Origin of the sequence: Psychrobacter sp. D2 (assembly GCF_013608135.1) — a bacterium.
Taxonomy (GTDB): domain Bacteria; phylum Pseudomonadota; class Gammaproteobacteria; order Pseudomonadales; family Moraxellaceae; genus Psychrobacter; species Psychrobacter cryohalolentis.
Genome location: NZ_JACDXZ010000001.1, coordinates 218,510 through 230,998 on the forward strand (window position 1 = coordinate 218,510; position 12,489 = coordinate 230,998).

The window sequence follows — 12,489 nt, forward strand, 5'->3', positions numbered from 1 at the left end:
TACTACTCTAAAATTATTTAAACTACTTGCTCAACTGTTTACGCTTAACCTTATCAATCATGAACGGTGTGGCCTTATGCCAATGAATTCTGAATCGTTATCGAAAGATCCTTCTGCTCTTCAGCAGCGCCGGCAAGCAAATATGTTCTTGTTACGCTTGCAATGGGTGGTTATTTTATTGTTGATAGGCGTCTTACTGTGGCTATATATCAGTCAGCAGCGTTTTCAGCATACGGTCAATGAGCGCTTGCAAAGTAATGAGCAAGTTGTCAGCCGTTTAAATGAGATGGACGATCGCTTATTTGCGATGAGTCAACAAACGCTGCCAGCGACTAGTACAGCGGTCAATAGCCAAGCTCAAAACCAGCTGGATTTATTGCGTATCCAGATACAAGCTGCTGATAGGTTGTTGGCAGACAGTAATGGCAGTGCGGCGATTGATTTATTGCAAGGTCTACATTGGCAGCTTTCACAAAAAAGTAATGAGATTGCGCCCGCGCTAACGGTTGTTATTAAACAAAGCTTGGTTAAAGATATTGAGCGCTTGCAGGCGAGAAGCGCTCAGCCAAGCTCTTGGCAGCTGCAAAATCTTGCGATTCAAAATATCCAAGATTTTTTATATCGCCATGAGCGTGCTGCTAATACTGAGCTCAACAGTACGTCCCAGAAAAACACAGCGACGATACAATCTGCTGACAATAGCCGTTTAACGCGTCGGCAGCTAACGATTCATGAAGCCATCATGACCTTAAATCTAGCCAGCCAAGCCAGCAACATGCACGATCGTGATCAGTTAGTCATGTATTTAAATCAAGCACGTAAGCAGCTGCAAACGCTGATGCCTAAACAAGCAGAATCACAGGCTTCTATCGATAACAAGCAACAGTCAGACAAAAATGACTTGCCGACCAAATCCTCTCCTAAGAATATGCCAGAAGTGATCGAAGGTTTGGATAGACTGATTGTTAATGCACCAAAAACATCGCCATTATTAACCTCACAGATTTTAAATAAGCCGCAACGTTAATGCACTACGGATTTATAAGATTGTTTTAAAGTATTTAAAAATAAGAGACAGGCAGTTATGGAACTTTTCAATCAAACATCTATCATTGATAATTTGGACAATCATCGTCCTGAAGAGCTAGCGCATTATCCTATTATCCATCAGCAGCCGATTCATTGGGGTGAAATGGATGCCTTTAATCACCTAAATAATGTGGTGTACTATCGCTACGCTGAGTCAGCCCGTATTGGCTATTTACAAACGCTGGGCATGTTTGATGGCAATATGGTTACGGTATTGGCACAATCAAGCTGCCAGTATTTGCGCCCAGTGATTTTTCCTGATACCTTGTTATTAGGCGTTCGTTGCCAGCGTTTGGGTACCACCAGCATAGTAATCGAGTACAGCTATTATAGTATGGCACAAGCTGCCATCGTTGCGACCGCTGAGGCAGTGATAGTGCGCTTAGAGAGCAATGGTCAAGATAAAAAGCCATGGACGAATGAGGAGCGTGAACGACTACTAGCTCTAGAAGCAACATTCGGTCATATCCCACAACTCTAAGTATGATGCTTTGTGATTGAGCTTTGAGCAAATAAGAAAAAGGCGCATCAATCTAAGCTGATGCGCCTTTTTTATTGATCATAAGTTTTTATTAATTAAGCCTATTAATCTTGCTTTGGTGCATGGACAAAATCAACCACGTTCAAATCAAAACCTGATAAGGCATAAAACTTCATTGGTGATGACAAGAGGCGCATATCACGTACCCCTAAATGACGCAAAATCTGTGCGCCAACACCAATACTGCGATATGGTTGCTGTGTGATGGTGGATAGAGCTTCATTCAATGCCGCCTTATCCAAGGCATCACCTAAGTCAGTCGGCTCATGATTGCCAATCCAAACCAAGATACCACGCTCTGATGCACTGATCTCTTCTAATGCTGAGCGTACGCTCCAGCCGCTACGACCAGTGGTATCATTTTTGGCAGCAAACAAGTCGCGTAGAGGATGGAAACCATGGACGCGAACAGTGCTAATACCTTGGCTCACATCGCCTTTAACCAAGGCTAAATGGGTTTCAGTCGCACCGAATTCACGGAAACGATGTAAGGTAAAAGTGCCATACTCGGTCTCAAACGGATGCGAGGCAATCTCTTCGACAGTTTGCTCATTAGCAATACGGTAGTTAATCAAATCAGCAATCGTACCAATTTTTAAATCATGTTCCTTTGCAAATACTTCAAGATCATCACGGCGTGCCATTGTGCCATCCGCATTGATAATCTCTACAATCACCGCTGCTGGCTCAAGTCCGGCAAGACGTGCCAAATCACAACCTGCTTCGGTATGTCCGGCGCGGTGCAAGACGCCGCCATTCTGTGCCATGATTGGGAAAATATGCCCAGGCTGAACGATGTCTTCTGGCTTTGCTGAAGAGGAGACAGCTGCTTGAATGGTACGCGCGCGGTCAGCGGCTGAGATGCCTGTAGTCACGCCTTCAGCCGCTTCAATAGAAACGGTAAAATTGGTACTAAATTTTGCCTCATTACGGTCAGACATGAGTGGCAGTGCCAACTGCTGGCAACGTGCTTGTGACAAGGTCAAACACACTAAGCCACGTGCATGAGTAATCATAAAGTTGATATCTTCAGGGCGCACGTGGGTCGCTGCCATGATAATATCGCCTTCGTTTTCGCGGTCTTCATCATCCATCAAGATGACCATTTTACCTGCACGAATGTCTTCGATAATCTCAGGAATAGTATTTAAACTCATAGGATGTCTCAATATTTTATTATATAAATAGGTGTCAATATGGGATATAAAGCGTTATCTGCCTATTGTAGCAGTAGATGCGACAAAGCGCTGTTGTGGTCAAGCAAAACGCGCTGGATCAAATTGATCAACTGTAGACGTTATCTAATCATTGCTTATACATCATTATGAGGACATTTTAACGCTTTTCATCCCACTGTGCTGCCTCATCTCGAAACTATATAGGCCAGTCTGTCTAAAATCGTGATTAGTATCACTAATGATAACGACAATTGATAGATCAGTGCATATAATCAGTCATATTTTGAGTGATTAGTCATTACTGGCCGCTTGGTCTTTCAGCCAATCGATAAACTGCTTGCTATGCTGCTCACGCTGATTGTCCGCAAATTCATAAAAGCGCGTATCGATTAAATTGTCTGGTAAGTAGCTTTGCGCATAATAATGGTTGGGATAATCGTGAGGATAGACATAGTCCTGACCATAACCTTGATTACGCATCAGTTTGGTCACGCCATTACGTAGATGTAGCGGCACAGGAGAGGCGTCTTTTTCTGCCAAGCTCATCGCAGCATTGATAGCGTTGTAAGTGCTATTACTCTTGGCACTAGTTGCCAGATAGACCACCACTTGCCCCAAGATAATACGTGATTCTGGCATACCGATGGATTGGACACTGCGCAATGCCGCATCAGCAAGGAGTAGGGCATTAGGGTTGGCATTACCGATATCTTCACTGGCTAAAATCACCAAGCGCCGCGCGATGAAGTCGGCAGGCTCACCGCCCACTAGCATGCGCGCCATCCAATATAGTGCCGCGTCAGGATCTGAGCCGCGCACTGACTTTATCATCGCTGAGACCATATCATAGTGCTGCTCACCATCTTTATCATAGCGTACGAGTGCAGTCTGGGCGACACGAGCGACTAAGGTATCGTCGATAATGATCGGTGATTGCTTGGTATCAGCCGTTTGAATCGCTAGCTCTAATAAATTAAGGGCTTTTCGTGCATCACCATGTGCCAACTGGCTAATCGTATCTTGCGCCTGCAAATCGACCGATAGGTTTTTCAGTATATTATCTTCTAAAAGCGCCCGCTGTAATACCGCACTGATTTGCTCAGGTGTCAATGGCTCTAGGCGATACACTTGGCAACGTGATAACAGCGCATTATTGACACTAAAAGAAGGATTTTCGGTGGTCGCGCCAATCAAGGTGATATCGCCAGACTCTACTGCACCAAGTAGCGCATCTTGCTGAGCTTTATTAAACCGATGAATCTCATCAATAAAGACCACCGGCGACTCAAAACTCAATGAATCCTTAGTGTCTAATACTTCACGCAACTGCTTAACCCCAGTATTTAAAGCAGATAGTGCATGGAAGGGTCGTTCAACGGCATCCGCCAAAAGCATAGCGATGGTTGTTTTGCCAATGCCTGCTTCTCCATGCAAAATAATAGACGGCAGGTGTCCTTGCTCTACCAAGCGCCGTAATGGAGCACCTACTGCTAACAAGTGCTCTTGACCAATAATGGCATCAAGCGTGGTCGGGCGCATACGCTGGGCGAGGGGTGTATCAGCATGAAAATTAGGTGGCATAAAATTCTCTATATCTTCTGTGATTCAAGGCTTTTTATTGTAAGATTAAACAGTTATCCACAGTATTCAAAGTCAAATTACTGTTTTCCATATTTATCTTTGTAATGCTGTCCTTATTGCGATTAAGCAATTAGTCATAAATAAGGTAATAATTCATGATGTTTTTAACATTATTATAAAAGCTAGGCTAACGCAGATTCACGTTAATAAAAGTCAGCTAAATGTACAGCTTATGTCTTTAACGCTTTATTTATATCTATATTATCCCTATTAAGGTGTTAACTAACTTTACGAAAATGATAGATCACAGATAAAGGATGATAGTAGTCATGTTGCAGTCGATTTTTAAGCGTCTATTAAATCGTAGTTCGGTATCTGCTAACTTAGGAACTGCTAAACAACAAGCGCGGTCTCTTACTGAAGGTGAAATTACTCTTGCACGTTCGGTTTTTGGTGACAGCCTCAGACTTGATGACGTTCAGCTGAAAACAGCATGGTGGGTACTCAAACATTACGCTGTGAGTCCTAATGGTCATATTTATTTTCATGCATCAGATTGGATAGATGATTTCAGCCAAGCGCCATTGGGCAAACAAGGTTGGCTGATACATGAGTTGACACATGTGTGGCAGCTGCAACAAGGCTTGAAGGTGGTACGCGGTGCTATTATCGATCGTCGCTATAATTATGTACTAGAAATGGGTAAGCCTTTTTTTAAATATGGTATCGAGCAGCAGGCACGCATAGTACAAGACTATTTTGTTCGTCGTCAGCGCGGACAATACTGTCAAGATCTTGCAGGCTGTATTCCATTTTTAATGGTTTAATTAGCGACTAATCTTGAGCCTAGTAGACCATACCGCGACTGATTCTTAACCTCTATATAGCTATGTGATATTTTTGTTTTTAACACAGGAAATAAATTCAGATGTTTAAATTTTGGCTAGTAAAACATGATAATGGTGTCTATGGTAACCTTACCAATAAAGGTATTGAGTGTCCACAGCACTCAAATGCCTTACTGGCGGCGGCATTGACTGGTGTCTTATTGTTAAGCGGATGTCAGCAGCAAGCAGCAGAAGAAAATGTAGCGGATAAGCCCCAAACCAGTGAGCAAACAAGTGAAGAAGACAGCCAACCGATGGCGCAAAGTGATTCTGCTGCCGCACGTATTGAGCAGTTCCAACCTTTATATGTTACCCAGTTTCAGGCATTGCAGGGGCGTCTGCAAGCAGAGTACGAGTCTCTACAAGCTGCTGATATCGCAGACAGTGAAAACGCTTTATTAGTCGATGAGCCTACTGTTGCAACTGGCAATAATCAGCCAGCTAACAGCGATCAAGGAGCTATAGCTGCTACGCCACAACTAACACAAGATCCGGTAGCAGCTGTAAAGGATGCAGAAAATGGCAACTCTGGGACAGATACTGACACAAACGATGAAATTAACATCAGTACCGAAGTTGGTGAGCGCGATTTAACGGTATTAAAGCGTATTAGCTTAGAGCCACGTAAGCCTATGATATTAACTGAAAAGCAGATTATAGAACGCTATAAGCAAGCAATGGAAGCGCTTTATCAGCCAGTGACCACGCCACTGAATGCGCAGGATACGGATACTTTGATTAATATCGCCACTTTAGTACCACAGCTTTTTGAAGATGCAGAAATTGCTGGCAGAGTCAGTGCTAAAAGCCCTGCATTGGCACGTTTAATTATTCAGCATCAAGTTTGGGAGCAGATAGAAGCCCAGCAAGTACTAGATATGCAAAAAATGAAACAAACCCAACAACAAGAATTTGAGATGCTAATGGCGAAATTCAATGAAACGATTGAAGGGTATGATGAACAAATCGCTAAATATGAGCAAACGCTAAAAGAATTTAAGTAATCCGTTAAATTTAGCCATAAAAAAATCTCGCACATGGCGAGATTTTTTATGGCTGTTTATTTTTACAAATGCTTAATTACTATTTACGATCTTCAACTTTAACAAAATCGCGCTGCGTTTCACCAGTGTATAACTGACGTGGGCGACCGATTTTGAACGGTGCGCTGTGCATCTCTAACCAATGGCTGATCCAACCAGAAGTACGAGCTAGTGAAAAGATAACGGTAAACATTGACGTTGGGATACCGATGGCTTTAAGGATAATACCAGAGTAAAAATCAACGTTTGGATACAAGTTACGCTCAACGAAGAACGAGTCTTCTAAAGCGATTTTCTCAAGTGCCATAGCAAGCTCAAGCTTAGGATCATTGATGCCCAATGCGCCTAGTACTTCGTCACAAGTCTCTTTCATCACTTGTGCACGTGGGTCAAAGTTTTTGTAAACACGGTGACCAAAGCCCATTAGCTTCACTTCACGGCTTTTCACTTTTTCCATAAACTCAGGAACGTTTTCTACTGAACCGATTTCATCTAGCATCTCAAGTACGGCTTCGTTAGCGCCGCCATGTGATGGTCCCCAAAGGGCGGCGATACCAGCAGCGATACAAGCGTAAGGATTGGCGCCAGTAGAACCTGCTAGACGTACGGTAGACGTTGAAGCGTTTTGTTCGTGATCAGCATGCAAAGTAAAGATTTTGTCCATAGCACGCGTGATAACGTCGTTGGTTTTATAATCAACATCAGCAGGGGTTGCAAACATCATGTATAAGAAGTTTTCCGCATAATTGAAATCATTACGTGGATACATGAACGGTTCACCTTGTGAGTACTTATAACTCATTGCCGCAAGTGTAGGCATTTTAGCAATGAGGCGAATCGCGGTAATTTCACGATGTTCTTCATTGCTGATGTCTAAATCTTCATGATAAAACGCGGATAAGGCACCAACGACACCAACCATAATTGCCATTGGATGGGCGTCACGACGGAAGCCTTCAAAGAACTTACGCAATTGATCATGAACACCAGTATGCTTACGAATTTTTTCAAAGAAATCGGCTTTTTGCTCAGCGTTAGGCAGATCACCATGAATCAGTGCATAAGCCACTTCTAGATATTCTGCATTGTTTGCTAACTGGTCAATAGGATAGCCGCGATGCAATAGCTCGCCTTTACCACCATCAATGAAGGTAATTTTCGATTCGACAGGAGCAGTTGCCATAAAGCCTGGATCATAGGTCCAGTAGCCAGCTTGTTGGAAAGCAGCAACTTCGATAACTGACGGCCCTAAAGTACCTTCAGTAATAGGAAGTTGGTAGTCCTTACCATCTACGGTCAATGTGGCTTGATTATCAGCCATAATTTAATCTCCATTGTTTTAACTTGTTAGAACAAAAATAATAGTGACGCACACCCTCGCGTCATAAATAGTCAAATGGCCAAAATGAATGTGACCTATTTAATATGCAGGCTATATTAGCAGTTATTACTTAAGTTTTGAAAAGACTTTTACTTGCTAGACCACCAATAGACGTGCGCCAATAGTGCTTATCGGTTGTAAACTTTGTATCAAAATATGTCTAGTAGGTAATTTGACTGTAAACCATCTTATTTATCATAGCGTAATGATTATTATTAACCTAGATATAAAGAGACAGTTTTAACCAAGTACTCTGTTGAGATATCTTCTAATATTTACTATAAAACAGACAGAGCATCATTAGCTGATACATTCGTTTGGCTTTATAGGTCACTAAGCCTGAGTAATACTAATGAATTCATATTGCAAATAGCCAGTTTTTTGTTAATAAATCTCTAATAACCACTATTTAGGGGATAAATTTGTAATTAGGGCTCAGTCATTTTATAATTAGAGGGATTTAACTGGCACTAGCTTTGCGCAAATTGATGACTTGTCCTAATAAAGTAGGTAAGGGGCTTTGCTCCACTCATACTTTGTTACGATTGAATAATCACTTTGTAGACCAAGACCGAGCTTATCGCTTGAATATTCTTGTTAACTGTTCTATTTTTAAATAGCCTACAGTGAAGTTTACCTTAACAAAAAAGGATAACATAGAGATGACTCCATGGCGTTGTCTTTTTTTTGTTAATGGGAACCAGTAAAAATAGAATAGTTAATCGATTTATCCCGTGCTTCGTTTTGTGGTCTGTTAATATGTAGAAAGCTTATTGTTGAAAGGGTTTGTTGAGCGATAGTTGAATGCCCATAATGACCCTGTCAATCTTCGTATGCTTTCAGATTTAGCGCAAATTAAATGACGTCAGCTAGCTCTTCCTTCCTTACTTTATTCGTCTTGTGTGGTGCTCAGTGTATTTGGCAGACGATTGCTAAATCATAAGTAACTACCAGACATAACCGCAAAAAGGATGCCCGCTGTGAAAAGCAACCGACCTATTGATCTGCCCCTCAGCCAAGTGATTAGTGTTAATCGATCACCGATTGCGATTGCTTCAATCTTGCATCGTATCTCTGGCATCATTTTATTTTTACTTATTCCAGTCATGCTGTGGTTATTGCAGAATTCTTTGGCATCGCCTGAGAGTTTTGAAACTGTTTTTGACAATGTTTTAGTGCGCTTTTTGGCATGGATTTTCGTCGCCGCCATCGCTTATCACTTTGTGATGGGTATGAAGCATTTATTTGCTGATATGGGCATGAATGAAGAGCTGAAATCTGGCCGTGCCGCCTCTATGATCAGCTTTGTAATTGCAGCGATATTAATAGTCGCGTCATTTGTATGGGTGATGTTCTAATGAGAAACGATTCAGGAATCAAAAGCGCAACCAGTCTAACCGGCTCAGGCTCACGTGATTGGATAGTCCAACGTATCAGTGCGGTGGTTTTAGCAGTTTATAGTGTGGTGCTATTGGGCTTCTTTTTGACCCATGGCGATGTGAGCTACACGGAATGGTCAAATTTTATGACCAGCTTACCGATGCGTCTATTTAGCTTAGTAGCAGTTCTGGCCCTTGCGGGTCATGCATGGATTGGCATGTGGACCGTATTCACAGACTATATCACTACCGGTAAATTGGGCGCGAGCGCAGCTGGCCTACGCTTGGTCTTACAGACATTAATGATTATTGCCGTTTTTGTATTTTTATTCTGGGGCATCATGATTTTTTGGGGTAACGGCTTCGGTGTCGTTGCTGTTTAACGCTCAGATAGATATGCACATTTTAGTAAGTGGTTGAAGGCGGCTTAGATACCCAGTTATATACAATTACATCATCCATATCCGTGCTTTGAGTCGATGATTCAGCTCGGAGTGTATGACTGGTTAAGCAGTCCTTGTATTTACTTCGCAAGTATTAACAGGCATTAGGAAAACCGTAATGGCAACTAGACAAGACAATACCATTAGCAATATCAAAACCCTAAACTATGACGCGGTCATCGTTGGTGGTGGTGGTTCAGGTATGCGTGCATCATTGCACTTAGCTGAAGCCGGCATGAAGGTTGCAGTCTTAACCAAAGTATTCCCAACCCGCTCGCATACCGTTGCAGCTCAGGGTGGTATCGGTGCAAGTCTCGGTAACATGAGCAACGATAACTGGCATTTCCACTTTTATGACACCGTTAAAGGGTCAGACTGGTTGGGTGACCAAGACGCGATTGAGTACATGTGCCGTGAAGCGCCAAAAGTAGTATACGAGCTTGAGCACATGGGCATGCCGTTTGACCGTAATGAAGATGGCACAATTTATCAGCGTCCATTCGGTGGTCATACCTCAAACTATGGCGAAAAAGCCGTACAACGTGCGTGTGCTGCTGCTGACCGTACCGGTCATGCACTATTACATACCTTATATCAAAAAAACCTGCAGCAAGGTACTGAATTCTTTATCGAGTGGATTGCGCTTGATTTGATCAAAGATGAAGCTGGTAATATCAATGGCGTTATCGCGATTGAACAAGAAACTGGTACAGTTGCTGTATTCCAGTCACCAATTACTGTCCTAGCGACAGGTGGTGCTGGTCGTATCTTTGCCGCATCTACCAATGCTTACATCAATACTGGTGACGGTATTGGCATGGCAGTTCGTGCAGGTATTCCATTACAAGATATGGAGTTCTGGCAGTTCCACCCAACTGGCGTTCATGGTGCTGGCGTACTATTGACCGAAGGTTGCCGCGGTGAAGGCGCTATCTTACGTAATAAAGATGGCGAAGCCTTTATGGAGCGTTATGCGCCAACCGTAAAAGACTTGGCACCACGTGATTTAGTATCGCGCTCTATGGACCAAGAAATCAAAGAAGGCCGTGGTTGTGGTCCAAATGCTGACCATATCGTGATGGATATGACGCATTTAGGCGTTGAAACCATCATGAAGCGTCTACCATCAGTATTTGAGATTGGTAAGAACTTCGCCAACGTTGACATCACTAAAGAGCCAATTCCCGTTATCCCAACCATTCACTATATGATGGGTGGTATTCCAACCACGATTCATGGTCAAGTAATTGTTCCGGATCTAGAAGCGGGTACGGATGAAGACGGTTTATATGCTAAAGGCAACGTGGTTAAAGGTCTATATGCAATTGGCGAATGTGCGTGCGTCAGTGTTCACGGTGCCAACCGTTTAGGTACCAACTCATTGCTTGATTTATTGGTATTTGGTCGCGCTGCAGGTAAGCACATCGTTGATGAATTCCATCATGCGGATCATAACTATAAGCCACTTGATCCTCGCGTCCTTGATTACACAGTCGGTCGTTTAGACAAGCTGCAACAGTCAACTTCAGGCTACAATGCGCAAGACGTTGCCGATGAGATTCGTGCAACTATGCAAACGCATGCCAGTGTATTCCGTACACAAGCGATGATGGATGAAGGCGTTGCAAAAATCCTAGCGCTAGGCGAGAAGATTGATCAGATTCATTTGGCTGATAAATCACAAGTCTTTAACACTGCTCGTATTGAAGCCTTTGAAGTAGGCAATCTTTACGAAGTAGCAAAAGCGACGATGATATCGGCGGCCCAGCGTCATGAAAGCCGCGGCGCGCACAGTGTCTCTGACTATGATCGTCCTGAAGATGATGAATACGCACCAAACGGTCGTAACGATAATGATTGGATGAAGCATACCTTATGGTATTCTGAAGGCAATAAGATTATCTATAAGCCGGTTCGTAAAATTCCATTAACGGTTGATTATATCGAGCCAAAGGTTCGTGTCTACTAATTCAGACGCCTTGCGCCTGATGTGTATAGACAGCATAAACGTTTTATCCTTTATTCATTTATTAAAAAGGTGACCGCCAGCTACAAGCTCATGCCAGCGCCCTATTAATCAGTATTTGATCATTCTTGTCAGTACAGATTAATAGCCAGCGCGACTATGTTGCAGTCCTTGTATGCCCGCCATCACCGACGTGTGGAGTTTAGCATTATGAGCCGAGGTACTCGCACCATCGAAATCTATCGCTACGATCCTGATCTGGACGCAGCGCCGCGTATGCAAACTTATACGATTGAGCTATTAGACTCAGATCGTATGTTGCTTGACGTGTTATTACGCCTAAAGAAGGAAGATGAAACTCTTACCTTCCGTCGCTCGTGCCGTGAAGGCATCTGTGGCTCTGATGGCATGAATATTAACGGTAAAAATGGTCTAGCATGTTTGATCAACATGAATACTTTGCCAGAAAAAGTAACCGTTCGTCCGTTACCAGGTTTGCCAGTGGTTCGTGATTTGGTCGTTGATATGAACCAATTCTACGAGCAGTACGAAAAAGTACATCCATTCTTAATTAATGATCAGCCAGCGCCTGCGACTGAGCGCTTGCAGTCACCTGAGCAACGTGACAAGTTAAATGGTTTATATGAATGTATTTTATGTGCCTGCTGTTCAACCAGCTGCCCATCATTCTGGTGGAATCCTGATAAGTTCTTAGGACCATCAGCACTACTGCATGCTGATCGTTTTGTTTCTGACAGCCGTGATAGTGATACGCGCGCGCGTCTGGCTCGTTTAGACGATCCATTCAGCTTATTTCGTTGCCGCGGTATCATGAACTGCGTATCAGTATGTCCAAAAGGCTTGAATCCAACCAAAGCTATCGGTCATCTGCGTAATTTGTTGCTTGATCAAGCAGGTTAATATACCTTTTAAGCTCAATTAGCTTTATAATAGCGCTATAAAAAACACCACCTGAGATAAGGTGGTGTTTTTTATTCGTT

Annotated in this window: 11 protein-coding genes; 8 read left to right on the forward strand and 3 right to left on the reverse strand. The window is 43.0% G+C overall.

Annotated features, from left to right (window positions below; genetic code table 11):
• Positions 1-76: 76 nt before the first annotated feature.
• Together H0262_RS00960 and H0262_RS00965 are read left to right on the forward strand one after the other, a co-directional pair.
• Positions 77-1,027 (forward strand): hypothetical protein, encoded by a 951-nt coding sequence (locus H0262_RS00960; protein ID WP_181209363.1) that lies wholly within the window; start codon positions 77-79, stop codon positions 1,025-1,027.
• 57 nt (positions 1,028-1,084) lie between these two features.
• A complete protein-coding gene (locus H0262_RS00965) occupies positions 1,085-1,570 on the forward strand; it encodes a thioesterase family protein (RefSeq protein ID WP_020442488.1) in 486 nt (161 codons plus the stop codon).
• Between the two features lie 104 nt (positions 1,571-1,674).
• Here H0262_RS00965 and ribBA read toward each other — a convergent pair whose 3' ends face one another.
• Together ribBA and H0262_RS00975 are read right to left on the reverse strand one after the other, a co-directional pair.
• Positions 1,675-2,787, reverse strand: a complete 1,113-nt coding sequence (gene ribBA, locus H0262_RS00970) for a bifunctional 3,4-dihydroxy-2-butanone-4-phosphate synthase/GTP cyclohydrolase II (RefSeq protein ID WP_181209364.1) — start codon at positions 2,785-2,787, stop codon at positions 1,675-1,677.
• A gap of 312 nt (positions 2,788-3,099) precedes the next feature.
• A complete protein-coding gene (locus H0262_RS00975; protein ID WP_181209365.1) occupies positions 3,100-4,389 on the reverse strand; it encodes a replication-associated recombination protein A in 1,290 nt (429 codons plus the stop codon).
• Between the two features lie 329 nt (positions 4,390-4,718).
• Here H0262_RS00975 and H0262_RS00980 point away from each other — a divergent pair, with 329 nt between their 5' ends.
• Together H0262_RS00980 and H0262_RS00985 are read left to right on the forward strand one after the other, a co-directional pair.
• A complete protein-coding gene (locus H0262_RS00980; protein WP_181209366.1) occupies positions 4,719-5,216 on the forward strand; it encodes a type IV secretion protein Rhs in 498 nt (165 codons plus the stop codon).
• A gap of 101 nt (positions 5,217-5,317) precedes the next feature.
• Entirely contained in the window at positions 5,318-6,280 is a 963-nt protein-coding gene (locus H0262_RS00985; RefSeq protein ID WP_181209367.1) for a hypothetical protein, read from the forward strand.
• A 79-nt stretch (positions 6,281-6,359) separates the two neighbouring features.
• Here H0262_RS00985 and gltA read toward each other — a convergent pair whose 3' ends face one another.
• Positions 6,360-7,640, reverse strand: coding sequence for a citrate synthase (gltA, locus tag H0262_RS00990; protein ID WP_181209368.1), 1,281 nt, complete (start codon positions 7,638-7,640; stop codon positions 6,360-6,362).
• 1,031 nt (positions 7,641-8,671) lie between these two features.
• Here gltA and sdhC point away from each other — a divergent pair.
• The 4 genes from sdhC to H0262_RS01010 all read left to right on the forward strand — a co-directional run bounded on the left by sdhC (position 8,672) and on the right by H0262_RS01010 (position 12,409).
• Positions 8,672-9,058 carry a succinate dehydrogenase, cytochrome b556 subunit gene (sdhC, locus tag H0262_RS00995; protein WP_011512482.1) on the forward strand — a complete coding sequence of 129 codons (387 nt, stop codon included), beginning with the start codon at positions 8,672-8,674 and terminating at the stop codon, positions 9,056-9,058.
• A gap of 17 nt (positions 9,059-9,075) precedes the next feature.
• On the forward strand, positions 9,076-9,462 hold the full coding sequence (sdhD, locus tag H0262_RS01000) for a succinate dehydrogenase, hydrophobic membrane anchor protein (protein WP_262880863.1): 387 nt from the start codon (positions 9,076-9,078) through the stop codon (positions 9,460-9,462).
• A 178-nt stretch (positions 9,463-9,640) separates the two neighbouring features.
• Positions 9,641-11,491 carry a succinate dehydrogenase flavoprotein subunit gene (gene sdhA / locus H0262_RS01005; protein ID WP_011512484.1) on the forward strand — a complete coding sequence of 617 codons (1,851 nt, stop codon included), beginning with the start codon at positions 9,641-9,643 and terminating at the stop codon, positions 11,489-11,491.
• 207 nt (positions 11,492-11,698) lie between these two features.
• The gene (locus tag H0262_RS01010; RefSeq protein WP_011512485.1) at positions 11,699-12,409 is read left to right on the forward strand and encodes a succinate dehydrogenase iron-sulfur subunit; all 711 of its coding nucleotides are present in this window, start codon (positions 11,699-11,701) and stop codon (positions 12,407-12,409) included.
• The last annotated feature ends 80 nt before the right edge of the window (positions 12,410-12,489 follow it).

What these genes read in the sequence shown, in the direction of transcription:
- gltA (WP_181209368.1), bottom strand. Translation starts at nt 7,640, where the DNA reads ATGGCTGATAATCAAGCCACATTGACCGTAGATGGTAAGGACTACCAA.
- H0262_RS00975 (WP_181209365.1), bottom strand. Translation starts at nt 4,389, where the DNA reads ATGCCACCTAATTTTCATGCTGATACACCCCTCGCCCAGCGTATGCGC.
- sdhC (WP_011512482.1), top strand. Translation starts at nt 8,672, where the DNA reads ATGCCCGCTGTGAAAAGCAACCGACCTATTGATCTGCCCCTCAGCCAA.
- H0262_RS00965 (WP_020442488.1), top strand. Translation starts at nt 1,085, where the DNA reads ATGGAACTTTTCAATCAAACATCTATCATTGATAATTTGGACAATCAT.
- H0262_RS00980 (WP_181209366.1), top strand. Translation starts at nt 4,719, where the DNA reads ATGTTGCAGTCGATTTTTAAGCGTCTATTAAATCGTAGTTCGGTATCT.
- H0262_RS00960 (WP_181209363.1), top strand. Translation starts at nt 77, where the DNA reads ATGCCAATGAATTCTGAATCGTTATCGAAAGATCCTTCTGCTCTTCAG.
- H0262_RS00985 (WP_181209367.1), top strand. Translation starts at nt 5,318, where the DNA reads ATGTTTAAATTTTGGCTAGTAAAACATGATAATGGTGTCTATGGTAAC.
- H0262_RS01010 (WP_011512485.1), top strand. Translation starts at nt 11,699, where the DNA reads ATGAGCCGAGGTACTCGCACCATCGAAATCTATCGCTACGATCCTGAT.
- sdhA (WP_011512484.1), top strand. Translation starts at nt 9,641, where the DNA reads ATGGCAACTAGACAAGACAATACCATTAGCAATATCAAAACCCTAAAC.
- ribBA (WP_181209364.1), bottom strand. Translation starts at nt 2,787, where the DNA reads ATGAGTTTAAATACTATTCCTGAGATTATCGAAGACATTCGTGCAGGT.